At 61.6% G+C, this 24,023-nt stretch carries 23 protein-coding genes, 1 tRNA gene and 1 rRNA gene; 20 read left to right on the top strand and 5 right to left on the bottom strand.

From position 1 onward, the window contains the following. Positions 1–4: 4 nt before the first annotated feature. Positions 5–119, top strand: a 5S ribosomal RNA gene (gene rrf / locus MM194_RS15615). Positions 120–164: 45 nt separating this feature from the next. Further along, a tRNA-Thr gene (locus tag MM194_RS15610) sits at positions 165–240 on the top strand. A 49-nt stretch (positions 241–289) separates the two neighbouring features. Here MM194_RS15610 and MM194_RS15605 read toward each other — a convergent pair. Further along, on the bottom strand, positions 290–541 hold the full coding sequence (locus MM194_RS15605; RefSeq protein WP_241344061.1) for a hypothetical protein: 252 nt from the start codon (positions 539–541) through the stop codon (positions 290–292). Between the two features lie 93 nt (positions 542–634). Here MM194_RS15605 and MM194_RS15600 point away from each other — a divergent pair, with 93 nt between their 5' ends. From MM194_RS15600 to MM194_RS15540, 13 genes are all read left to right on the top strand, one after another. Further along, positions 635–1,900 carry a cytosine deaminase gene (locus MM194_RS15600; protein WP_241344060.1) on the top strand — a complete coding sequence of 422 codons (1,266 nt, stop codon included), beginning with the start codon at positions 635–637 and terminating at the stop codon, positions 1,898–1,900. Between the two features lie 82 nt (positions 1,901–1,982). Then, positions 1,983–2,360, top strand: a complete 378-nt coding sequence (crcB, locus tag MM194_RS15595; protein WP_033130058.1) for a fluoride efflux transporter CrcB — start codon at positions 1,983–1,985, stop codon at positions 2,358–2,360. Positions 2,361–2,425: 65 nt separating this feature from the next. Then, entirely contained in the window at positions 2,426–3,178 is a 753-nt protein-coding gene (gene ubiE, locus MM194_RS15590; protein ID WP_042642725.1) for a bifunctional demethylmenaquinone methyltransferase/2-methoxy-6-polyprenyl-1,4-benzoquinol methylase UbiE, read from the top strand. 8 nt (positions 3,179–3,186) lie between these two features. Continuing rightward, positions 3,187–3,795, top strand: a complete 609-nt coding sequence (locus tag MM194_RS15585; RefSeq protein WP_033130056.1) for an SCP2 sterol-binding domain-containing protein — start codon at positions 3,187–3,189, stop codon at positions 3,793–3,795. Then, entirely contained in the window at positions 3,795–5,435 is a 1,641-nt protein-coding gene (ubiB, locus tag MM194_RS15580) for a ubiquinone biosynthesis regulatory protein kinase UbiB (protein ID WP_241344059.1), read from the top strand. Before MM194_RS15585 ends, ubiB begins: the two co-directional genes overlap by 1 nt. A 186-nt stretch (positions 5,436–5,621) precedes the next feature. After that, positions 5,622–5,870, top strand: a complete 249-nt coding sequence (tatA, locus tag MM194_RS15575; RefSeq protein ID WP_033132505.1) for a Sec-independent protein translocase subunit TatA — start codon at positions 5,622–5,624, stop codon at positions 5,868–5,870. A gap of 3 nt (positions 5,871–5,873) precedes the next feature. Next, entirely contained in the window at positions 5,874–6,332 is a 459-nt protein-coding gene (gene tatB, locus MM194_RS15570) for a Sec-independent protein translocase protein TatB (protein ID WP_033132506.1), read from the top strand. Further along, on the top strand, positions 6,329–7,084 hold the full coding sequence (gene tatC / locus MM194_RS15565; RefSeq protein ID WP_033132507.1) for a twin-arginine translocase subunit TatC: 756 nt from the start codon (positions 6,329–6,331) through the stop codon (positions 7,082–7,084). Before tatB ends, tatC begins: the two co-directional genes overlap by 4 nt. 111 nt (positions 7,085–7,195) lie before the next feature. Beyond that, a complete protein-coding gene (locus MM194_RS15560) occupies positions 7,196–7,981 on the top strand; it encodes a TatD family hydrolase (protein WP_241344058.1) in 786 nt (261 codons plus the stop codon). Positions 7,982–7,984: 3 nt separating this feature from the next. Continuing rightward, positions 7,985–9,004 (top strand): porphobilinogen synthase, encoded by a 1,020-nt coding sequence (gene hemB / locus MM194_RS15555; protein WP_241344057.1) that lies wholly within the window; start codon positions 7,985–7,987, stop codon positions 9,002–9,004. 220 nt (positions 9,005–9,224) lie between these two features. Beyond that, positions 9,225–11,267, top strand: a complete 2,043-nt coding sequence (gene prlC / locus MM194_RS15550) for an oligopeptidase A (RefSeq protein WP_241344056.1) — start codon at positions 9,225–9,227, stop codon at positions 11,265–11,267. A 203-nt stretch (positions 11,268–11,470) separates the two neighbouring features. Continuing rightward, a complete protein-coding gene (locus tag MM194_RS15545; protein ID WP_241344055.1) occupies positions 11,471–14,041 on the top strand; it encodes a GGDEF domain-containing phosphodiesterase in 2,571 nt (856 codons plus the stop codon). 51 nt (positions 14,042–14,092) lie between these two features. Next, positions 14,093–14,851, top strand: coding sequence for a class I SAM-dependent methyltransferase (locus MM194_RS15540; RefSeq protein ID WP_193354288.1), 759 nt, complete (start codon positions 14,093–14,095; stop codon positions 14,849–14,851). A 77-nt stretch (positions 14,852–14,928) separates the two neighbouring features. Here the strand turns inward: MM194_RS15540 and MM194_RS15535 are convergent, their stop codons facing one another. The 3 genes from MM194_RS15535 to rhlB are packed head-to-tail and all read right to left on the bottom strand — an operon-like array spanning position 14,929 to position 18,003. After that, on the bottom strand, positions 14,929–15,183 hold the full coding sequence (locus tag MM194_RS15535; RefSeq protein WP_241344054.1) for a Rho-binding antiterminator: 255 nt from the start codon (positions 15,181–15,183) through the stop codon (positions 14,929–14,931). Positions 15,184–15,208: 25 nt separating this feature from the next. Next, on the bottom strand, positions 15,209–16,699 hold the full coding sequence (gene gppA / locus MM194_RS15530; protein ID WP_033132513.1) for a guanosine-5'-triphosphate,3'-diphosphate diphosphatase: 1,491 nt from the start codon (positions 16,697–16,699) through the stop codon (positions 15,209–15,211). Positions 16,700–16,713: 14 nt separating this feature from the next. Next, positions 16,714–18,003 carry an ATP-dependent RNA helicase RhlB gene (gene rhlB / locus MM194_RS15525; protein ID WP_033132514.1) on the bottom strand — a complete coding sequence of 430 codons (1,290 nt, stop codon included), beginning with the start codon at positions 18,001–18,003 and terminating at the stop codon, positions 16,714–16,716. Between the two features lie 113 nt (positions 18,004–18,116). Between rhlB and trxA the strand changes: the two genes are divergently transcribed. The 5 genes from trxA (at position 18,117) to fre (ending at position 23,383) form a co-directional block, all read left to right on the top strand. Continuing rightward, complete coding sequence (trxA, locus tag MM194_RS15520) at positions 18,117–18,443, top strand: thioredoxin TrxA (protein ID WP_025328829.1); 327 nt, start codon at positions 18,117–18,119, stop codon at positions 18,441–18,443. Positions 18,444–18,648: 205 nt separating this feature from the next. After that, complete coding sequence (rho, locus tag MM194_RS15515; protein ID WP_033132515.1) at positions 18,649–19,914, top strand: transcription termination factor Rho; 1,266 nt, start codon at positions 18,649–18,651, stop codon at positions 19,912–19,914. 109 nt (positions 19,915–20,023) lie between these two features. Continuing rightward, a complete protein-coding gene (locus tag MM194_RS15510) occupies positions 20,024–21,028 on the top strand; it encodes a hypothetical protein (RefSeq protein WP_033132516.1) in 1,005 nt (334 codons plus the stop codon). A 33-nt stretch (positions 21,029–21,061) separates the two neighbouring features. Beyond that, positions 21,062–22,531, top strand: a complete 1,470-nt coding sequence (gene ubiD / locus MM194_RS15505) for a 4-hydroxy-3-polyprenylbenzoate decarboxylase (RefSeq protein ID WP_033132517.1) — start codon at positions 21,062–21,064, stop codon at positions 22,529–22,531. Between the two features lie 153 nt (positions 22,532–22,684). Next, entirely contained in the window at positions 22,685–23,383 is a 699-nt protein-coding gene (gene fre / locus MM194_RS15500; RefSeq protein WP_033132518.1) for an NAD(P)H-flavin reductase, read from the top strand. Positions 23,384–23,492: 109 nt separating this feature from the next. Here the strand turns inward: fre and MM194_RS15495 are convergent, their stop codons facing one another. Next, positions 23,493–23,750: an accessory factor UbiK family protein gene (locus MM194_RS15495; RefSeq protein ID WP_033132519.1), complete on the bottom strand. Its 258-nt coding sequence runs from the start codon at positions 23,748–23,750 to the stop codon at positions 23,493–23,495. Between the last annotated feature and the right edge of the window lie 273 nt (positions 23,751–24,023).

The raw sequence follows: 24,023 nt of genomic DNA, 5'->3' as shown, positions 1-24,023 counted from the left end.
TTTGCCTGGCGGCCATAGCGCCGTGGAACCACCTGATCCCATGCCGAACTCAGAAGTGAAACGCGGTAGCGCCGATGGTAGTGTGGCATTCGCCATGCGAGAGTAGGACACTGCCAGGCACCCAATTTGAGATGACACACAGCGTGGTCTTGACAAGTTAGTATGCTGATATGGCTCAGTTGGTAGAGCGCATCCTTGGTAAGGATGAGGTCCCCAGTTCGACTCTGGGTATCAGCACCACTAAATATTAAAGCCTCCCAATCGGGAGGCTTTTTTGTATCCGCATTTTTCAGTTCACCGATATCTGCCTGGCATCGAGATAGAACCGGGCCTGTCCCGTCTTTTCTATCTGGATAGCAGCCAGCAGTTTCTCCCCGCGCTTGTATTCCCAATTGTCTTCAATCGAGGTCAAGGGGGGTTTGCGAATGCCCAGCGTCTGCAAATACTCGTGAAACAGGCTGGCGCTTCCGATTTCGGTCAATCCTGCTTTCATCCCGATTACTCCCTTATTATGTCTGTTTATCAATGGTAGCGTTTTCATATGTATTCAATGTGAACACTTTTCTATTAAATTGATCCAAGCTAAGTTCCGGGTTGGAAAAGGCCTGGGTTTCCTAAAATAGGGAAGAAAAACATGTTGATACAGAATGTGCGTCTGGCTGACAGGGAAGGTTTTTGGCAGATCCTCTGCCATGAGGGCCATATCAGAGCCATAGAGCCCATGACGAAATCGCTCTCCTCTGCGTCTGAACTGGATGGAGAAGGGGGGCTCGCCATCGCCCCCTTTATCGAGCCCCATATTCACCTCGATACCACCCAGACCGCGGGTGAGCCGAGCTGGAACCTGTCTGGCACTCTGTTCGAGGGGATAGAGCGCTGGGCCGAGCGCAAGGCGCTGCTGACCCACGAGGATGTGAAACGGCGCGCCATCCAGACGCTGAAATGGCAGATCGCCAACGGCATCCAGTTCGTCCGTACCCACGTGGATGTGTCCGACCCCAACCTGATCGCCCTGAGGGCCATGCTGGAGGTGCGCGAAGAGATAAAGCCCTGGGTCGAGCTGCAGATAGTCGCCTTCCCGCAGGAGGGGATCCTCTCCTATCCCAATGGCAGGGCCCTGCTGGAAGAGGCGCTCAGGCTGGGAGCTGATGTGATTGGGGCCATCCCTCACTTCGAGTTCACCCGTGAATACGGGATCGAGAGCCTGCATCACATCTTCGAGCTGGCCGACAAGTATCAGGTGCTGGTCGATGTGCATTGCGACGAGATAGACGATGAGCAGTCCCGCTTCATCGAGACCCTGGCTACCCTGGCCTATGAGCGCGGCATGGGTGCCAGGGTCACCGCCAGCCACACCACCGCCATGCACTCCTACAACGGGGCCTACGCCTCCCGCCTGTTCCGCTTGCTGCGGATGGCCGACATCAACTTCGTGGCCAACCCACTGGTGAACATCCACCTGCAGGGGCGGTTCGATACCTACCCCAAACGCCGCGGTGTCACCCGGGTGAAGGAGATGCTGGAGGCGGGCATCAACGTCTGCTTCGGCCACGACGATGTGTTCGATCCCTGGTATCCCATGGGGACCGGCAACATGCTGCAGGTGCTGCACATGGGGCTGCATGTTTGCCAGCTAATGGGCTACGAGCAGATCAATGACAGCCTGAAGCTGATCGGTGAGCACAGCGCTCGTACCCTCAACGTGCAGGATCGCTACGGGCTTGAGGTAGGCAAACCCGCCAACCTGCTGATCCTGCCGGCGGAGAACGGCTTCGATGCGGTGCGGCGCCAGGTGCCGGTGCGCTATTCCATCCGCCATGGCAGCGTCATCGCCGAGACCCGGCCGGCCAGCACCTCGCTGCACCTGCTGACAGAGGAAGTGGTCGATTTTCGCCGCTAGCCACCCCGGTCTTGATCTCGCCACTATCACCAAGCGAGCACCTTTTGCATAATGCCAGCCTGACACGACGGAGTCCGTTACTATGCAAACCTGGTTATTTGTTGCCGTCGGTGGCGCCATCGGTGCCTGCCTGCGTTTCGGCATGACCGAGCTGCTCGCCCTGATGCTCGGCCGCAACTTCCCCTACGGTACCCTGGCGGTCAACGTGGTCGGCTCCTTCATCATGGGGCTGGCCTTCGCGCTCATCAGTCACGGCCATGTGCTGGAAAGCCCGATGAAACCGCTGCTGATGGTGGGTATTCTGGGGGCTTTGACTACCTTCTCCTCCTTCGCCCTGGATACCGTGCTGCTGGCCCAGCAAGGGGCCTATCTGAAGGCGCTGCTCAACACGGCGCTCAACGTCTTCCTCTGCCTCGCCATGGTGGTACTGGGAATGCAGTTGGTGGCGAGCCGGGTTTAAGGTGTCCGGACGCTGGCGGCTCTGGTAAACTGGCGGCCATTCTTTGCTCTATGGGTGTTTGAGGGATGTCGGAACAGACGAATACTACGCATTTTGGCTATAAAACCGTGGCGGCGACCGAGAAGGAAACTCTGGTGGCTGGCGTCTTCCATTCGGTGGCGGCCAAGTATGATCTGATGAACGACCTGATGTCGTTCGGCATTCACCGCCTCTGGAAGCGCTTCACAATCGACTGCTCAGGCGTGCGCAAAGGTCAGAAAGTGCTGGATTTGGCCGGTGGTACAGGGGATTTGACTGCCAAATTCTCCCGCATCGTCGGTGAAACCGGCCAGGTCGTGCTGGCGGATATCAACGACTCCATGCTCAAGGTGGGCCGCGACAAGCTGCGCAACCTGGGGGTGGCGAACAACGTCTCCTACGTGCAGGCCAACGCCGAGGCGCTGCCCTTCCCGGACAATCACTTCGACGTCATCACCATCGGCTTCGGTCTGCGCAACGTCACCGACAAGGACAAGGCGCTCGCCTCCATGTATCGGGTGCTCAAGCCGGGCGGACGCCTGCTGGTGCTGGAGTTCTCCAAGCCCGAGAGCGAGGTGATCGCCAAGCTGTACGATCTCTACTCCTTCAAGCTGTTGCCCAAGATGGGCGAGCTGGTTGCGAACGACAGCGAGAGCTACAAGTACCTGGCGGAATCCATTCGCATGCACCCGGATCAGCAGACCCTGAAGGGCATGATGGAGAACGCCGGCTTCGATCAGGTGGACTTCTACAACCTGACCCAGGGGGTCGTCGCCCTGCACCGTGGATACAAGTTTTAAGGTTGCCTATGCCGATGGATGCCATGGTCACCGCGGTGATCGAAACCAGCCTCAACCAGCTGCTTAATCTCGACAAACAGAGCCCGGAGCGGCTGCGCAAGCTGGCGGGCAAGGTGCTCAAGCTGGAGTTGCGTGAACTCAAGCCGCTCTGGTTTGTGTTCTCCGAGCGCCGCCTCGACGTGCTGGCTCAGTTTGAGGGGGAGGCCGATGCGGTGCTGAGCCTCTCCTTGACGGCCCTTGGCCTGCTGAAAGACCCTTCCGCCCTGACCCGCTATATCCGCGAGGAGCGACTCGATCTGAGCGGCGATCCCCAGCTGGTACAGGCGTTCAGCGCCCTGCTGGGAGAGCTCGACATCGACTGGGAAGAAGAACTCTCTCGCTATACCGGTGACGTACTGGCCCACACCCTGTGCGGCGGTGCCCGTCAGGCGCGTCGTCTAGTGGGGCGCGAGTTGTGCCGCACCCAGCGCCAGCTGGCCGAGTACCTGACCGAAGAGGCTCGGCTCGCCCCCGGCCCGCTCGAGGTCGCCAGTTTCAACGACGACGTCGAGCTGCTGGCCCAGCACATGAAGGCCGTCGAGTTGCGGCTCGCCCGCTTCGAACAGCAGGTGAGCTGATGACCCCGAAGGAGTTCAAGCGCCTCTATCGCATCGTCAGCATACTGCTGGAGCAAGGCATCGATGAGCTGGTGCCTGCCCGTTATCAGCCCTGGCCGGGCCGCCTGCTGCGTCGCAGCCTGTTCTGGCTCAAGAACAAGCAGCCAGATCTGAACCGCGGTGCCCGCATCCGCCTCGCCTTCGAGGCCCTCGGCCCCATCTTCATCAAGTTCGGCCAGATGCTGTCGACCCGGCGCGATCTCCTGCCGCCGGACATCGCCGAGGAGCTGGCTCTGCTGCAAGACAGGGTGCCCCCCTTCTGCGGCCAGGCCGCCCGTCGCCAGATAGAGGCGAGCCTGGGCTGCACCATCGAGACCCTGTTCGACGAATTCGACGAGACGCCGCTGGCGTCCGCCTCCATCGCCCAGGTGCACACCGCCAGGTTGAAAGAGAATGGCCGCGAGATCGTCATCAAGGTGATCCGGCCCGACATCGAGCCGGTCATCGAGGCGGATCTGCGCCTGATGCAGGCGCTGGCCCGTCTGGCGGCCCGTTTCGCGCCCCAGAGTGCGAGATTACGCCCCATCGAGGTGGTGGAGGAGTATCGCAAGACCATACTCGACGAGCTGAACCTGATGCGCGAAGCCGCCAACGCCATCCAGCTGCGCCGCAACTTCACCGGCTCGGATGCCCTCTATGTGCCCGAGGTGTTCACCGAGCACTGTCGCGAGCAGGTGCTGGTGATGGAGCGCATCTATGGCATTCCGGTCTCCGACATCGCGGCGCTGGAGGCCAACGGCACCAATATGAAGCTGCTGGCCGAGCGCGGGGTGGAGGTGTTCTTCACCCAGGTGTTCCGCGACAGCTTCTTCCACGCCGACATGCACCCTGGCAACATCTTCGTCTCCCATGAGCACCCCGAGAATCCGCTCTGGATCGGCATCGACTGCGGCATCGTCGGCACCCTCAACCGGGAAGACAAGCGCTACCTGGCGGAGAACTTCCTCGCCTTCTTCAACCGCGACTATCGCCGGGTGGCGGAGCTGCACGTGGAGTCCGGCTGGGTACCTGCCGACACCAAGGTGGACGAGTTCGAGTTTGCCATCCGCACCGTGCTGGAGCCCATCTTCGAGAAGCCGCTGTCCGAGATCTCGTTCGGCCACGTGCTGCTCAACCTGTTCAACACCGCCCGCCGCTTCAACATGGCGGTGCAGCCGCAGCTGGTGCTGCTGCAGAAGACCCTGCTCTACGTGGAAGGGCTGGGACGCCAGCTCTATCCGCAGCTGGATCTGTGGCAGACCGCCAAGCCTTATCTGGAAAGCTGGATGCGCGAGCAGGTGGGGCCCAAGGCGGTGCTGAATGCGATCCGGGAGAAGGCGCCGTTCTGGGCGGAGAAGCTGCCGGAGCTGCCGGAGCTGGTCTACGAGACCCTGCGCCAGGCCCGTCATCAACAACACCATTTCGAGCAGATGTTTGCGGATTTCCGCCGGCACAGCCATCGTCAGGGTCAGGCACGCTACCTCTTAGGGGTTGGAGCCAGCCTACTGTTAGTGGGTGTATTCTTGCTGACCCAGAAACAACATATTGAGTGGGGACAAATAACCCTCGCCGGTGCCGGTGTATGCTGGTTGCTTGGTTGGCTGAAAACCCGTTCCCACTAAACAAAAAACGGCGCTTTCCGGTGCCAATCTCGGAGAACTTGCCGGGCTGGTATCGGCATCCTTTCCGTCAATAACATACTCGCGCACCTCGGGCGCCAATCTTGGAGAAAGTGCTGGGCTGGTATCAGCATCGTTCCCGTTAATGACAAACTCGCGCACTTCGGGCGCCAATCTTGGAGAAATATCATGGGTGGTATCAGTATTTGGCAGTTGTTGATCATCGCAGTCATCGTCGTGCTGCTGTTCGGTACCAAGAAGCTGCGCGGGATCGGCGGCGATCTCGGGGCGGCGGTCAAGGGTTTCAAGAAGGCGCTGTCGGACGATCCGGCCGATGCCAAACCCGAGCAGAAGGATGCGGAGTTTCCTCCCAAGCAGCTGAACGAAGCGGCCAACAGTGCCGATACCGCCAAGCAGAAAGACAAAGATCAGGCCTAAGCCATGTTTGACATCGGTTTTTGGGAGCTGGTCGTCATCGGTGTGGTGGCCCTGGTGGTGCTGGGGCCCGAGCGGCTGCCGGTCGCCATCCGTACGGCATCCCACTGGATCAAGCTCATTCGCAGCACCGCCAACTCGGTGAAGTCCGAGCTGGAGCAGGAGCTCAAGTTGCAAGAGCTGCACAACGATCTGAAGAAGGCCGAACAGTTGCAGATGAGCAACCTCAGTCCCGAGCTGCAGGAGTCCATCGAGCAGTTGAAGGCGGCCGCCCAGTCGGTGAACCGCCCCTACCAACCACAGTCTGAGCCACAAAATGAGATCCGTCCGCCGCAGGCGACCCCGACGCCAGCTCCCGAACCGGTAGCGCAGGCCATTGCCGTCCCTGAACCGGGTGCGGTGGAGACTGAGGTAGTCGCCGTCGCCCAGGATGCCGCCAGAGAGAAAGGGGAGGTGAGGTCATGAGTCAGACCGAACAACCCCTGATCAGCCACCTGGTGGAGCTGAGGACGCGTCTGTTGCGGTCGATCTCGGCCATCTTGCTGGCGTTCGTCGCGCTCATCTATTTCTCCAACGACATCTACGACTTCGTGGCCCAGCCGCTGCTCAGCCAGCTGCCGGCAGGCACCAGCATGATAGCGACGGATGTGGCGACCCCCTTCATCACGCCGATCAAGCTGACCCTGGTGGTCTCCTTCTTCGTGGCTATCCCCTATCTGCTGTATCAGGCCTGGTCCTTCATCGCCCCCGGTCTGTACCAGCACGAGCGACGGCTGATCATGCCTCTGGTGGCCTCCAGCGCCGTGCTGTTCTACGCCGGCATGGCGTTTGCTTACTACGTGGTGTTCCCGCTGGTGTTCGGCTTCTTCACCAGCACGGCGCCCGCCGGGGTGACGGTGGCGACCGACATTGCCAGCTACCTGGACTTCGTGCTGACCCTGTTCTTCGCGTTCGGGGTGGCGTTCGAGATCCCGGTGGCCACCATACTGCTGTGCTGGACCGGGGTGACCAACCCCAAGAGCCTGCGGGAGAAACGCCCCTACGTCATCGTCGGGGTGTTCGTGGTGGGCATGTTGCTGACCCCGCCGGACGTCTTCTCCCAGACCTTGCTCGCGATCCCCATGTGGGCGCTGTGGGAGATAGGCTTGTTCTTCGCCCGTTTCTACACCAGGAAAGAAGACGAAGAGTCGCAGGAACAGACGGATGAGGGGAGCTGAGGCTCCCTTCCTCTTTTCATGCCCCGTCCCGAGGCGTATGGTAAGACCCCAATCAGAAGATATTTTTCAACTATCTGAAATCTCTTATTTTTGTTCGGAGTATCCCGCGCCATGATCGATATCGGAGTCAACCTCACCAGCAGCCAGTTTGCCGGCGAGCAAGCCGAACTGGTGGCTCGAGCCCGCGCCGCCGGGGTCGAGGGGCTGATCCTCACCGGTACCGATCTGGCGGGCAGTGACGCAAGCGCCGAGCTGGCATCCCGCTGGCCGGGCTATTGCTTCTCCACCGCCGGGGTGCATCCCCACGATGCCAAGAGTGTCGATGACGGCACCCTGGCCACGCTGCGCGAGCTGGCGGCCCAGCCCCAGGTGGTGGCCATCGGCGAGTGCGGGCTCGACTACAATCGCGACTTCTCCCCCCGGCCGGTACAGGATGCGGTGTTCGACGCCCAGCTGGCCCTGGCCGCCGAGCTGTCGATGCCGGTGTTTCTGCATTGCCGCGATGCCCATGCCAGGTTCATCGAGATCCTGCGCCCCTGGTTGCCCAAACTGCCGGGCGCCGTGCTGCACTGCTTCACCGGCGCCGACGCCGAGCTGGACGAGTGTTTGGCACTGGGGCTGCATATCGGGGTGACCGGCTGGATCTGCGACGAGCGCCGTGGCCAGCTGCTGCGCGAGCAGGTGGCCCGGATCCCGGCCGGTCGGCTGATGATAGAGACGGATGCCCCCTATCTGGTGCCACGGGATCTGAAATCCAGACCCAAGCGCAACGAACCCGCTTTTTTGCCGCACATCGCCAAGGTGGTGGCGGCCTGTCGTGGTGAGACGCCCGAGGCCTTGCTGGCCCACACCCGGGCCACCTCAGCCGCGTTCTTCCAACTTCCATTCCAGGAGTGATTCATGGCCATAACTCTTCCGGGCGCCTTTCCGGGTCGCCGCCTGCGCCGGGTGCGCAAGAATGATTTCAGCCGTCGTCTGGTGCGTGAAAATACGCTGACCGTCGACGATCTCATCTTCCCGGTATTCGTGCTGGAAGGGGTGAACCAGCGCGAGGCCGTCGCCTCCATGCCGGGAGTGGATCGCCTCTCCATCGATCTGCTGCTGGAAGAAGCCGCAGAGTTGGTGGCGCTCGGCGTCCCGGCGATCGCCCTGTTCCCGGTGACACCGCTTCAAAGCAAGAGCCTGATGGCGGAAGAGGCCTATAACCCGGATGGTCTGGCCCAGCGCGCGACCCGTGCCCTCAAGGCCCGTTTCCCCGAGCTCGGCGTCATCACCGACGTGGCGCTGGATCCCTTCACCACCCATGGTCAGGACGGCATCATAGATGACGAAGGCTATGTGCTGAACGACATCACCACCGAGATCCTGGTGAAGCAGGCGCTCTCCCATGCCGCCGCCGGGGCCGACATAGTGGCACCGTCCGACATGATGGATGGTCGCATCGGCGCCATCCGCGCGGCGCTGGAGGAGAACGGCTTCATCAACGTGCAGATCATGGCTTACTCCGCCAAGTACGCCTCCTGCTACTACGGCCCGTTCCGCGATGCGGTGGGCTCTGCCAGCAACCTCGGCAAGAGCAACAAGGCCAGCTACCAGATGGATCCGGCCAACGGCAACGAGGCCCTGCACGAGGTGGCGCTGGATATCCAGGAGGGGGCCGACAGCGTCATGGTCAAGCCGGGCATGCCTTATCTGGACGTGATCCGTCAGGTCAAGGATCAGTTCGGCGTGCCGACTTTCGCCTATCAGGTGAGCGGTGAATACGCCATGCACATGGCAGCCATCCAGAACGGCTGGCTGAAGGAGAAGGAGTGCATCCTGGAGTCCCTGGTCTGCTTCAAGCGGGCCGGTGCCGACGGCATCCTCACCTACTTCGCCAAGCGGGTTGCCCAGTGGTTGAAGGAAGACGCACAGCGCTGATCCCGCTGCCACAGTGCCTCAGGATGCCGGTCTTTGGACCGGCATCCTCGTTTCTGGCAGTCGATCTGGCTATTAAATGAACGAGTTTTGGCGAAAAATGGGTAACTGGCCGCGCTCTCGGCGGCAAAGGCTTGATTAATGGGGTTTCTGCCTACATCTTAGGTGGTCCAAGCAAGCTTCTGGACGGCAGGGGCTGTAGAGCATTTAGAGGTACCCAGTCATGAACAACCCTTTGCTGACAATGGACGCACTGCCCCCCTTCAGCCAGATCCGTCCCGACCAGGTACAGCCTGCCGTGACGCAGGCCATCGCCGACTGCAAACAGAAGATCGAAGACGTGCTGACCCAGCGGGATCCCCACACCTGGGACAGCCTGATAGCCCCGCTCGAAGAGGTCAACGATCGGCTGGCGCGCATCTGGTCGCCGGTCAGTCACCTCAATTCCGTGCTCAACAGCGAGGCGTTGCGTGAAGCCCACGACGCCTGCCTGCCGCTGCTGTCCGAATTCCAGACCTATGTCGGTCAGCATGAGGGCCTCTATCAGGCCTATCTGGCACTGTCAGAGAGCGACGACTTCCCCTTGCTGAGCAGTGCCCAGCGCAAGGAGATCCAGAATACCCTGCGCGATTTTCGTCTGTCCGGCATCGGCCTGTCTGCCGAGGCGCAGCAGCGCTATGGCGAGATCCAGGCCCGCCTCTCCGAACTGGCCTCCCGTTTCAGCAACAACGTGCTGGACGCGACCCAGGGCTGGAGCAAGCTGGTGACTGACGAGGCCGAGCTGGCCGGGTTGCCCGCCAGTGCCCTGGCCGCCGCCCGCCAACTGGCGGAGCACAAGGGTCAGCAGGGCTGGCTGTTCACCCTGGACATCCCCTCCTACCTGCCGGTGATGATGTATGCGGACAACCGCGCACTGCGCGCCGAGCTGTACGAGGCCTTCACCACCCGTGCCTCGGATCAGGGCCCCAACGCCGGCAAGTGGGACAACTCCGCCATCATGACCGAGCTCTTATCCCTGCGCCGCGAGCTGGCCCAACTGCTCGGCTTTGGCAACTACGCCGAGCTGTCCCTGGCGACCAAGATGGCGGACAAGACCGAACAGGTGGTGGGCTTCCTCACCGATCTGGCGGCGAAATCCCTGCCCCAGGGCAAGGCGGAGCTGGAAGAGATCCGCGCCTTCGCCACCGAGCAACACGGCCAGAGCGAGCTGGCGGCCTGGGACATTCCCTACTACGCCGAGAAGCTCAAGCAGCACAAATTCTCCATCTCCGACGAGCAACTGCGTCCCTACTTCCCCGCCAACAAGGTGGTGAAGGGGTTGTTCGAGGTGGTACGCCGGGTGTTTGGCATCAAGGTGCGCGAGCGCCTCGGCATCGATACCTGGCATCCGGACGTGCGTTTCTACGACATCTTCGATAGCGAAGACGAGCTGCGTGGCAGCTTCTACCTCGATCTCTACGCCCGCGAACACAAGCAGGGCGGCGCCTGGATGGATGTCTGCCTGGGTCGTCGCTACCGTCAGGATGGCTCGCTGCAAAAGCCGGTGGCTTACCTGACCTGCAACTTCAACGGCCCGGTGGATGGCAAGCCGGCGCTGTTCACCCACAACGAAGTGGTCACCCTGTTCCACGAGTTCGGTCACGGCATTCACCACATGCTGACCACCATCGACGTGGCCGGGGTGGCCGGTATCAATGGCGTGGCCTGGGATGCGGTGGAGCTGCCGAGCCAGTTCCTCGAGAACTGGTGCTGGGAGTCCGAGGCGCTGGCCTTTATCTCCGGTCATCATGAAACCGGCGAGCCGCTGCCAGTGGATTTGTTGGAGAAGATGCTGACCGCCCGCAACTTCCAGGCGGCGATGCAGATGCTGCGCCAGCTGGAGTTCGCCCTGTTCGATTTCCGCCTGCACCAGGAGTTCGATCCGGCCCACCCCGAGCGGGTGCCCGCCCTGCTGGCGGAGGTGCGCAGCCAGGTCGCCGTGTTGACGCCGCCCGCGTTCAACCGTTTCCAGCACAGCTTCTCCCACATCTTCGCCGGCGGCTATGCGGCGGGCTATTACAGCTACAAGTGGGCCGAAGTATTGTCGGCGGATGCCTTCTCCCGTTTCGAGGAAGAGGGGATCTTCAACCCGGCCACCGGCCAGTCCTTCCTGAAGAACATCCTGGAGAAGGGCGGTTCGAAAGAGCCCATGGAACTGTTCCGCGCCTTCCGGGGTCGAGAGCCCCAGGTGGATGCCCTGCTGCGCCACAGCGGGATCGCGGTGTGATATTCCGTACCTGTCGCGGCATGGCTTCAAGCAGGTACAGTTCCACGTCATAGTGGGATCGACGCTTGTTTTTTGAGATAAAAAGGGACCTTTTGGTCCCTTTTCTCAAAGCTTTTTAATATCTTGCGGAGTGCACATTTGCACTGTCCCCGCCTCTTGAGTAGAGTCGGGTTCTACCTTCCAGGGAGAGAAAGAACCTTGCCATGAGGCGAGCACTCGAGTCTGTCTATCAAATCATCTCAAGCCTGTCTCATCTGAGCGGCAAAGGATATTTCGATACCTTTGTGAGTGAAATCGCCAAAGCGGTTGAGGCGGATCTCGTCCTCGTTTCAGGTGGGGACCATTCGGGCCTATTTTTTACCATACATGCCGCTCATCCCGCCTCCCTCGACATCGATTCCTACAGTTTTCCCCTCGCCGGCACCCCGGGCGAGATCGTCATGCAGCAGGGTGAAGCCTGGTTCAACGATCGCATCCGGCAGCTGTTTCCCCATGCCGCCGTGCTGGAGCGTTGCCAGGTCAAGGGTTACGCCGGTGTCGCGCTGAAGGATGCCCAGGGCGAGACCGTGGGGCTGTGCAGCGTCATGTTCAAGCGGGCCATGCCCAGCATGGACAAGGTCATGGGCCTGTTGCGCCTGCTGGCGCCGATCGCCGGTCGCGAGCTGGCGCTGATGTACCAGCAGCAGTCTCGCCCCCAGCCGTTGCAGACACAGCCGGAGCACCCTCATTTTTTGGACACCATGATGTCCCATGCCCCGGTCGGCATCGGCAAGCTCGACCTGGAGGGGAAGATCATCTGGGTCAATCCGGCCATCGAGAAGATGCTGGGATACAACCAGCATGAGCTGCAGCAGCGCACCGCTGCCGAGATCAATCACCCGGAAGACTGGCTGGTCAGCATTCCCTACTATGAAGAGCTCAGACGGGGGGAGAGGCACGCCTTCACCCAGGAGAAACGCTACCTGCACCGGGATGGCTCCGTGCTCTGGGGCCGGGTGACGGTAACCCTGATCCGCGACAAGCAACTGCGCCCCGATTACCTGATGCTGGTGCTGGAAAACATCGATCCCATCAAGCGCCACGCCGAACAACTCAAGCTCTCCCACCGGGTCTATGACAACCTCTCCGAAGCCATCCTGGTGTGTGATGTGGACAGTCGCATCATCTCGGTGAATCCGGCGTTCGAGAAGATCACCGGTTACAGCGAAGAGGAGGCCCGTGGCCAGCGCCCCAGCCTGCTCAAGTCCGGACTGCACGATCAGACCTTCTACGCCGACATGTATCACGCCCTGGAGCGGGTCGGGATCTGGCGCGGCGAGGTGTGGAACAAGCGCAAGAACGGCAAGCTCTATCCCCAGCAGCTGATGATCAGCGCCTTGCGGGAAGGGGGCCGGATCAGTCAGTACATCGCCATCTTCAGCGATCTCTCCCAGACCAAGCTGGCGGAGCAGAAGATCGCGGCCCAGGCGAATTATGACAATCTCACCGGCCTGCCCAACCGCTGGCTGTTTGGCCGCTGCCTCAGCCGCTTCTGCGAGCGGGGTGAGCGCTTCGCGCTCATGGTGCTGGATCTCAACAACTTCAAGGCGGTCAACAACAGCATGGATCACCATGTTGGCGATGCCCTGCTGCGGGAGGTGTCGGATCGGCTGGTGAGCCGGGTGCGCACCGAGGATCTGGTGGCCCGCATCGGCGGCGACGAGTTTGCCTTCCTGGTGCCGGGCATCGTCAACCGCCGCCAGGCCGAGGTGTTTGCCAAGCAGGTGATAGGCGGCTTCGCCCGTCCCTTCATGCTGGCCAACCAGCATCTCTATGTGACGGCGACCTTGGGGATCACCCTCTGCCCCAACGACGGCACCGATAGTGATGAGCTGCTGCGCAATGCCGAGCAGGCGCTGTTCGTCGCCAAACGGCAAGGGCGACCGATCGGCACCTACAGCTCCTCCATGCGCGAGGAGGTGAGCCAGCGTCACCAGATGCAGCAGGATCTCGCGGAGGCCATCAAGCTGGGGCAGTTGACCATGGCCTATCAGCCGATCTGGGACAACCGCAGCGGCCGGGTCGCCAAGCTGGAGGCGCTGGTGCGCTGGTACCATCCCCACTGGGGTCAGGTCTCGCCGGCGGACTTCATTCCGCTGGCGGAAGAGGCGGGGCTCATTCAGGGGCTGGGGGCGCTGGTGCTGTGGCAGTCCTGTCGCGATCTGGCCCGGCTGCAGCAGTCCGGTTTCCCGGAGCTGCAGATGTCCATCAACCGCTCCACCCTGGAGTTCCAGACAATCGATCCCGAGGCCAGCGAGTGGCTCAGGGTGATCCATCACTTCGGCCTGGACCCCAAGGACATCATCATAGAGATCACCGAGTCCCTGTTGATGGAGACCAGCGATCAGCACAGGGTGCGGATCGATGCCTTGCGCGAGGCGGGCTGCAAGCTGGCCATCGATGACTTCGGCACCGGCTACTCGGCACTGAACTACCTGCGCACCTTCCCGGTGGATCTGGTCAAGATCGACCGCTCCTTCGTGCGCCACATCCCCTTCAACGAGCAGGACAGGCTGCTGCTCGACGGCATCATCAACATAGTGCACAACCTCGGCATGCAGGTGGTGATCGAGGGGGTCGAGACCCGCGAGCAGCTCAACTTCCTCTGCCAGAAGGGTTGTGCCTTCACCCAGGGTTACCTGCTCAGCCGCCCACTGCCCTACGACGACCTGGTGGAATACCTGACCCTCAACCGGCAGGGGATGAACCTGGCCAATCTGACCATCGTGAGCTGATCCCCCGCTTCTGCTATCATGCTCGGCTCCATGCCGTCATGAGTCTTCGTTATGCACCATATCCAGGTTTTCAGTGAAGTGCCCGCCCGTGAAGGGGAGCTCGATGCCTTGCGGCTGCGGCTGGCAGGGGTCGACTTTCCCGCGCCCTTCGCCCTGGTGCTGACCGAGACCAGGCTGGAGCTGCGCAAGTTGGATGAACCCAAGCTGGGGGCCGTCCACGTGGACTTCGTGGACGGCGCCGTGGCCCACAGACGCAAGTTTGGTGGCGGCCGGGGCCAATCCATCGCCAAGGCGGTGGGGCTCAAGGCGGGGGCCATGCCGACCGTGGTGGATGCGACGGCGGGGCTGGGGCGCGATGCCTTCGTGCTGGCTTCGCTGGGTTGCAAGGTGACGCTGATCGAGCGCAGCCCCGTGGTGGCGGCCCTGCTGCAGGATGGATTGACGCGGGCGGCGCAGGATCCCGAGATCGGGCCCTGGGTGCGCGAGCGGATGCAGCTGCTGCAAGGCCCGGCGGTGGACAACCTGCTGGCGCTGGCCGAGCGACCGGATGTCATCTACCTGGACCCCATGTTCCCCCACAAGCAGAAGTCGGCGCTGGTGAAGAAAGAGATGCGGGTGTTTCAGTCCCTGGTGGGGCCGGATCTGGACGCGGATGCCCTGCTGCCAGCAGCGTTGCAGATGGCCGACAAGCGGGTGGTGGTGAAGCGGCCGGACTACGCGGGCTGGCTCAACGAGCAGAAGCCGAGCATGGCCATCGAGACCAAGAGCAACCGCTTCGACGTCTATGTGATGGCGGCGCTGGCGGGGTAGGCCGACATCAGGGCAACACGAACATAAAAACAGAGGGCCAGCATAGCTGGCCCTCTGTTTTTATTCGCTGCACAGGATCAGCCTTCCGGGATGAAGCGCACCCGCTTCTGCTCCCCCTGCCAGATCAGATCCAAGGTGGCCAGATCCGCCAGACTCAGTCGCTCGCCGCTGTCGAGCAGCAGATACTCGACGCCGTCCCTTGCCTCTATGGTGCGGATCTTGTCTGCCCATTGCCGTCCTTCGCGGCTGGTGAGTGTCACCGGCAACTGCCAGCTGGCGGCGATCTCGAGCCAGTCGTAGAGGTCACAGCTGATGGGTTGATAGTCCGTCATGGGGCTCTCCTTCGAGAGGGGAAGATCAGGCTTCCAGCAGGTGGGTGGGCCAGCCCATCTTCTGCTGGCGCTCTACCTCGAGCCGCAGTTCGCTGGCGCGCAGATAGTGTTCGTCCAGCCAGCCCTTGGGCAGGGTCAGGGTCAGCGCTTCTTCATCGGCCTGCAGCAGGAAGCTGGGCACTGTGCCCTGGGTACGGCGCATGCAGAGGATGAGGGAGATGCGCAGTATGCGGGCCAGCCGGATCGCCTGGCGGCCGGTGACGGCGCCCTGCTTCTCCAGGGTGTCCAGCTTGAATTCGTCCCGCTGGTTGAACAGCAGGGCCGACAACAGCTTCTTCTGGGCCGGCGTGAAGCCCGGCATGTCGATGTTGTCGATGATGTAGGCGGCGTGCTGCGGCGCCTTCTTGTACTCGATACAGAGACCGATCTCGTGCAGCAGGGCCGCATAACGCAGGATCGGGCGGCCGTAACGCTTGGAGAGGCGCCAGGCTGGTTGCAGCTGGTTGAACGCCTCGACGGCTGTGTCGCGCACCCGCTCGGCGTGTTCTTTATCCAGCTGATAGCGGCTGATCAGGCTGTCGGCGGTGCGATCCCGGGCGTCACAGTCGTGGTTGTTGCCGAGCAGGCCGTAGATCAGGCCTTCGCGCAGGGCGCCGCCGGCGAGGGTCATGCTCTCTATCCCTAAGGTCTCGAAGATGGCGATCAGGATGGCGAGGCCGGAGGGGAACACGGTCAGCCGCTCGGCCGCCAGTCCTTCCAGCTGCAGTCGATCCAGCCGGCCACAGGCGATGGCCTGACCCATCAGCTCCTGCAATTTCGGCAGGGTGACCCGCTCGCTCTTGCCCTGTGCCAGCATGATCTCCTGCAGCGCCTGGACGGTGCCGGAGGCACCGACACAGGTACGCCAGCCCAGGGCGCGGTAATCCTCCGCGACCGGTGCCATCACCGCCTTGGCGGCGGCGATGGCCTGGTTGAAGCGGGTCTCGCTCAGCTCGCCGTCACCGAAGTGATTGTTGAGCCAGGTAACGCAGCCCATGTGCAGGCTGTTGAGCAGCTTCGCCTCGCTGTGCTCGCCGATCACCAGCTCGGTGCTGGCACCGCCGATGTCGATCACCAGTCGGTTGCCCTCCCCGGCGGAGGTCCAGGAGACCCCCTCGTAGATGGTCTTGGCCTCTTCCTCGCCCGAGATGATCTCGATGCTGTGGTTGAGTACCCGTTCCGCCTCGCTCAGGAATTCATCGACGTTAGTGGCAAGCCGCAGGGTGGCGGTGCCTACTACCCGGATGTTGTCGGAGGGGATGTCCTGCAACTGCTCGGAGAACAGCCGCAGGCAGTCCCAGCCCCGCTCCATGGCGGCGCGGCTGAGACGAAACTCGGAGTCGAGACCGGCGGCGAGGCGCACCTTGCGCTTGACCTTGGTGACGGTGCGCAGGGCACCGGCGACCTCGCGCACCACCAGCATATGGAAGCTGTTGGAGCCGAGGTCGATGGCGGCATAGAGCGGCGAGTTGTGCAACTGGGCCCGGTCCCTTAGTTCTTGCGGGGCGGGCGGCGGCGGTTGTTGCTGTTGCCACCACCCTGGCGATCCCGCATGTTGCGGTTCACCGGCTGGCGGTTGCGGAACACCCGTTTCGGGGCGGTCACGTCATCCAGCAGCGACTCGCGGTCGTACTTGCTGACCGGGATCGGGTGGTGGATGTACTCCTCGATGGCCGGCAGGTTGAAGGCATAGTCTTCACAGGCCAGGCTGATGGAGTGACCGCTCTTGCCGGCACGACCGGTACGACCGATACGGTGTACATAGTCTTCGGCATCGTCGGGCAGGTCGTAGTTGAAGACGTGGGTCACGTCCGGGATGTGCAGACCACGGGCGGCCACGTCGGTGGCGACCAGGACGTCCAGCGTTCCCTTGGTGAACTCTTCCAGGATCTTCATCCGCTTCTTCTGCGGCACGTCACCGGTCAGCAGGCCGACCCGGTGGCCGTCGTTCTCCAGCCACGCATGCACGTCTTCACAGACATGCTTGGTGTTGGCGAAGACGATGGCTTTCTCCGGCCACTCCTCTTCCATCAGGGAGAGCAGCAGCAGCATCTTGTCTTCGTTGGAGGGGTAGAACAGCTCCTCCTTGATGCGCACGCCTGTCATCTGTTCCGGTTCGATTTGCACGTGTTCCGGGTGGTTCATGTGCTCGTAGGCCAGCTCCTGCACGCGCAGGGAGAGGGTGGCGGAGAACAGCATGCTCAGACGCTCGGTGGCCGGCGGCATGCGGCGAAACAGGAAGCGGATGTCCTTGATGAAGCCGAGATCGAACATGCGATCCGCTTCGTCCAGCACCACGACCTGGATGCTGCCCAGATCGATGACCTTGGACTTGAAGTAGTCGATGATGCGACCGGTGGTGCCGATCAGGATGTCGACACCCTGTTCCAGCACGGCCAACTGCTTGTCGTAGCCCTCGCCGCCATAGGCGAGACCGAGCTTCAGACCGGTGGAGGCGGACATGCCTTCGGCATCGTTGTAGATCTGGACGGCCAGCTCACGGGTCGGTGCCAGTATGATGGCGCGCGGCTGATTGATCAGGCGCGGTTGGGTCAACGGGTGGGTCAGCAAATAGTTGAAGGTCGCTGCCAGGAAGGCAAGGGTCTTGCCGGTTCCCGTCTGGGCCTGACCGGCGAGGTCATGGCCTTCTACCAGCAGTGGCAGAGACAGTGCCTGGATGGGCGTGCAATAGTGAAATCCCTTTGATTCCAGACCAGCCAGAACTTCGGGTTCGAGGCCCATTTGGGCGAATTTTTCGGTCGTAAGGTGTGTTTTGCTCATGGCGGTAGGTTATCAGGTTAGGCTTGCAATAATAAACAGGATCATTTCAAATAGGGCAACTATTGCCTTTGTTGATCCATCAATAAAGCCTTAATTACTGACTGGAGTTGGAGATGAGTGACAAGATTGTTCAGCTGAGCGATGCCAGCTTCGAGGCCGATGTAATCAAAGCCGACAGCCCCGTTCTGGTCGATTTCTGGGCTGAATGGTGCGGTCCGTGCAAGATGATTGCCCCGATCCTGAACGAAGTCGCCCAAGAATATGCCGGTCGCGTGACTGTGGCGAAATTGAACATCGATCATAACGCCGACACTCCGCCCAAGTATGGCATTCGCGGTATCCCGACCCTCTTGCTGTTCAAGAATGGCGAAGTGGCAGCGACCAAGGTCGGTGCCCTGTCCAAGACTCAGCTGAAAGAGTTCCTGGACGGTAACCTGTAATAATCAAGAAGGAGCGCATTGCAATAATGCGCTCCTTGTGTTTTATCACCTAGACGCTCATCCCGATTGGTGCTAGTTTATCGTTCGTTTGCTAACCATTTTGCCGACTCATAGCTTCACCACAGCCTGGCAAGTCAAATCCGATTAGCATCAATCCAGCAGACTGTCTCCTCATTTCAATCCTTGCTTACAGACTCTCACCACTATGAATCTGACTGAATTAAAGAACACTCCTGTGTCCGAGCTGGTCAAGCTTGGCGAATCCATGGGGTTGGAAAATCTGGCTCGGGCGCACAAGAAAGACATCATCTTCGCGATCCTCAAGGCGCACGCCAAGGGTGGTGAGGATATCTTTGGCGACGGTGTGCTGGAAATCCTGACCGACGGCTTTGGCTTCCTGCGTAGCGCCGATGGCTCCTACCTGGCCGGCCCGGATGACATCTATGTCTCCCCGAGCCAGATCCGCCGCTTCAACCTGCGTACCGGTGATACCGTCTCCGGCAAGATCCGTCCGCCGAAAGAGGGCGAGCGCTACTTCGCGCTGCTCAAGGTCAACGAAGTCAACTATGACCGTCCGGAAAACGTCCGCAACAAGATCCTGTTCGAAAACCTGACGCCGCTGCACGCCAACGAGCGTCTGCGCATGGAGCGCGGCAACGGTTCGACCGAGGACATCACAGCCCGTGTGCTGGACCTGGCGTCCCCCATCGGTAAAGGCCAGCGTGGCCTGATCGTGGCGCCGCCCAAGGCCGGTAAGACCATGCTGCTGCAGAACATCGCCCAGAGCATCGCTTACAACCACCCGGACTGTGAGCTCATCGTCCTGCTGATCGACGAGCGTCCGGAAGAAGTGACCGAGATGCAGCGTATGGTGAAGGGTGAAGTGATCGCCTCCACCTTCGACGAGCCTGCATCCCGTCACGTCCAAGTTGCCGACATGGTGATCGAGAAGGCCAAGCGTCTGGTCGAGCACAAGAAGGATGTGGTCATCCTGCTGGACTCCATCACCCGTCTGGCTCGTGCCTACAACACCGTCATCCCCTCATCGGGCAAGGTACTGACCGGTGGTGTGGATGCCAACGCCCTGCACCGCCCCAAACGCTTCTTCGGCGCCGCCCGTAACGTTGAGGAAGGCGGCAGCCTGACCATCATCGCCACCGCGCTGGTCGACACCGGTTCCAAGATGGACGAGGTGATCTACGAAGAGTTCAAGGGTACCGGCAACATGGAGCTGCACCTCTCGCGCAAGATCGCCGAGAAGCGTGTCTATCCGGCTATCGACATCACCCGTTCCGGCACCCGCAAGGAAGAGCTGCTCACCGCACCGGACGAGCTGCAGAAGATGTGGATACTGCGCAAGATCATTCACCCCATGGGCGAGATCGACAGCATCGAATTCCTCATCGACAAGCTGGCAGCCACCAAGACCAACGACGAGTTCTTTGACTCCATGAAGCGTCAGCAGAAGTAACTGCCTGCTGGCATGACAAAACCGCGGCCCAGGTCGCGGTTTTTGTTTATCTATTTCCCGGCGGGCTGAGTAGTATGTGAAGCCTCGATGTCACAAGGACAGGGACGTCATGAAGCTGGTATTTCTCTTATGGCTCGGCTGGCTGATGGCTGCACCTGTGCAGGCCGACGCTCCCCCGCAGTTGCGGGCGCCTCTGGTGGCGGACGAGGGGGTTCAGGGGCATCTCGATTATCTGAACAATCGACTGAGGTTGGGGCAGTTTGCCGCCATGGATTCCCTGCTCGCGACCCTGGCGGTGGGCCAGCGCGAGTATCTGCTGTATCAACTGCTCGGCGGCCTCAAGTCGGCGACGACACCGTCCCCCGCGCTGTTGGCCTGGGTGCGCAGCAAGGCCGCCAGGGCGCCGCAATGGCTGGTGGAAGGGGAGGTGGACGGTTTTCTGGTCCAGCTGCCCGCCTACGACTTTGCCGCCGAGGCGCGGCTGGTGCTGAGCCGCTGGCAACAGCTGGCCTGGCAGGACAACTACCGTCAACTGCTGGAGCAGAACCGCTTCGACTACAAGCAGCTCTACTTCAGCCGCAACCCTGAGCTGGCCCGGCAGCAGCAGGCGCTGCTGACGGTGCTCGACGACCAGTCCGCCCCCGTGCTCAGGCGAGAGGCCAGGCGGCTGGCCTCCCTGAACCTCTTCCTGCCGGACAACCGGCTGCTGCTGCACCTCATCGAGCGCACCGGCGATCCCGCCCTCTACCAGAAACTGTGGCGTCAGCCAGTGGATCACGACAGTCTTGCGGCACTGCACACTATTATCCGCTTCTATAAAGGTCAGGAGGCGAGCGATCTGCTGATTTCCGCCAGCCGCAACGACCGCCTGATGATCCCCGCCCTGCATCAGCTCAGCCAGCTCTCGCCGCTGCCGGACACGGCCCAGCAATATCTGCTGGTCGAACTCGGCAAGCATCAATATGGCGGCCTGGTGGCCGGTCTGTTGCTGCAGATGGACGAGCCCAGGCTGCTGGCCCAACTGGCCGACAGGCTCACCCGGCAGGAGTGGCGTCACGCCTCGTCCGTCATGCTGCCCGATACGGGTACACCGGATGCGCGGCCGGGGTTATAATGCGGCACCTCCTGAACCCGCTAGGGTACCTTCATGAAATACAAGGACTTGCGTGATTTCATCGCGCAGCTGGAACAAAACGGACAGCTCAAGCGCATCAGCCGCGAGATAGACCCCTATCTGGAGATGACCGAGATCAGCGATCGCACCCTGCGTGCGGGTGGCCCGGCCCTGCTGTTCGAAAACCCCAAGGGCTACGGCATGCCGGTGCTGACGAACCTGTTCGGCACCCCGGATCGGGTCGCCATGGGCATGGGTCAGCCCAACGTCGGTGCCCTGCGTCAGGTGGGCACCTGGCTAGCCTATCTGAAGGAGCCGGAGCCGCCCCGCGGTCTCAAGGAGCTGATGGAGAAGCTGCCGATCTTCAAGCAGGTGCTCAACATGCCGACCAAGCGGCTCTCCTCCGCCCCCTGCCAACAGATAGTGCAGGAAGGGGAGGCGGTCGACCTGGATCAGATCCCGATCCAGCACTGCTGGCCCGGCGATGTGGCGCCGCTGGTCACCTGGGGGCTGACCATCACCCGCGGCCCCTACAAGAAACGGCAGAACCTCGGCATCTATCGCCAGCAGAAGATCGGCAAGAACAAGCTGATCATGCGCTGGCTGGATCACCGCGGCGGCGCCATCGATTTTCGCGAGTGGCAGGAGGCCCACCCGGGAGAGCGTTTCCCGGTGGTGGTGGCGCTCGGCGCCGATCCTGCGACCATACTCGGCGCCGTGACGCCGGTGCCCGACACCCTCTCCGAATACGCCTTCGCCGGCCTGTTGCGGGGCAGCCGCACCGAGGTGGTGAAGGCCCTGAGCTGCGATCTGGAGGTGCCCGCCAGCGCCGAGATCGTGCTGGAAGGCTATCTGGAGCCGGGGGAGATGGCGCCGGAGGGTCCCTATGGGGACCACACCGGCTACTACAACGAGGTGGACGAATTCCCGGTGTTTACCATCACCCACCTGACCATGCGCCGCGATGCCATCTATCACAGCACCTACACGGGTCGCCCGCCCGATGAGCCGGCAGTGCTCGGGGTGGCGCTGAACGAGGTGTTCGTGCCGCTGTTGCAGAAGCAGTTCCCCGAGATAGTGGACTTCTACCTGCCGCCGGAGGGGTGCTCCTACCGGATGGCGGTGGTGACCATCAAGAAGCGCTACCCCGGCCACGCCAAGCGGGTGATGCTGGGGGTCTGGTCCTTCCTGCGCCAGTTCATGTACACCAAGTTCGTGATCGTCTGCGACGACGACATCAACGCCCGTGACTGGAAGGATGTGATCTGGGCCATCACCACCCGGATGGATCCGGCGCGGGATACCACCCTGATCGAGCACACCCCCATCGACTACCTCGACTTCGCCTCGCCGGTGTCGGGGCTCGGCTCCAAAATGGGGCTGGATGCCACCAACAAGTGGCCGGGGGAGAGCAACCGGGAATGGGGCCAACCCATAGTCCAGGATGCCGCCGTCAGCGCCAGGATCGATGAGATCTGGGCCGAGCTGAAGATCCTCGACTGAGCCTCACCCTGTGCGCCCGCTGGTCCCGACACAAAAGATCGGTATTAGCGGGCTGAATTGGGTATGCTCGACTGACCTGACCAGCCGCTGGTCGCCAGATCACAGTGAATCAATGAGCGAAGCGGGCCGAGCGAGCCCGTCACAAGGACAAGAATGCAACGTATCAAGTGCCGCGTAGAGGAACTGCGCGAATATGTCGACACCATCTGGCACGTGGCCCTGGCGCCGCAGCAAGCCATCAGCTTCAAGCCGGGCCAGTATCTGCTGGTGGTGATGAGCGACTCGGACAAGCGCCCCTTCTCCATCGCCAACTCGCCGACCCGCTCCGGTGTGCTGGAGTTGCAGATAGGCGCCACCCCTGAAAACGCCTATGCCGGCCAGGTGCTGGCCCGCATGCGCGAGCAGGGCGAGATCGAGATCGAACTGGCGGCGGGCAAGGCCTTCCTGCGTGACGAATCGCCGCGTCCCCTGATCCTGATGGCGGGGGGCACCGGTTTCTCCTACGCCCGCTCCATCCTGGAGTATCTGATCGCCAGCGACAGCAAGCGCCCGGTGTTCCTCTACTGGGGCGTGCGCCAGGCGCACTGGCTCTATGAGCAGGAGCAGATGCTGCAGTGGGAGCGGGACTATGCGCCGCTCACCTTCGTGCCCGTGGTGCAGGAGCCGGAGGCCGACTGGACCGGCAAGACGGGTCTGGTGCACAAGGCCATCATGGACGACTTCGTCAGCCTGCACGACTACGACATCTATGTGGCGGGCCGCTTCGAGATGGCGGGTGCGGCGCGGGAGGAGTTCAAGGTGCTGGGGGCCGAGCCAGAGCGGATCTTCGGCGACGCCTACGAGTTTATCTAGGCGATAGCCGGCGTCTCTTCGCTGTTCCAGAAACAACAAACCCCAGCCTGGCTGGGGTTTGTTTTATGTGCCGTCGAGGCAGGTGGTTCGAGCCCGACGTTCGGCGTGATTACTCACCCTTGGCACCGAGTTGCTGTTCCAGCTGGGCCAGCTTTGCCTCGAGGGCGGTCAGCTTCTCCCGGGTGCGCAGCAGCACCTTGGTCTGCACATCAAACTCTTCGCGGCTGACCAGGTCCAGCTTGTTGAGCTGGGCCTGCAGTACCTGACGAGTCTTCTTCTCCACCTCTTCACCCATGCTGCGAATGCCGGGCGGCAGGGCGTTGTGTACCTGTTTGGCGATCTCTTCCAGTTTCTTCGGGTCGATCATGGGGTTCTCCTTAAGCAATGGACCATTCTACCGACAAATCCCCCTCTTTGCCGAGATCGGGGTGGCTTTTTGCGTGTCGGGTCCAAACAGGCTCTGGTCGGGTCTGGCATTGTGCCGAATGCTGTTACCCTCCGCCAGCGGGGTCAATGCCAATTCCTTGATGTTGTACACAAAAAAATCAGATCAGATGACCGACCAGATGCTTATAAATTGTTGCGTTGCTGTTAATATGGTTCGGTCGGGTTTGGACGCTACCCCGTCAGGCTCATCATG

The sequence above is a fragment of the Aeromonas sp. MR16 genome, assembly GCF_022549315.1.
Taxonomy (GTDB): Bacteria; Pseudomonadota; Gammaproteobacteria; order Enterobacterales; family Aeromonadaceae; genus Aeromonas; species Aeromonas aquatica.
This window is presented reverse-complemented; position numbering and strand designations above follow the sequence as displayed.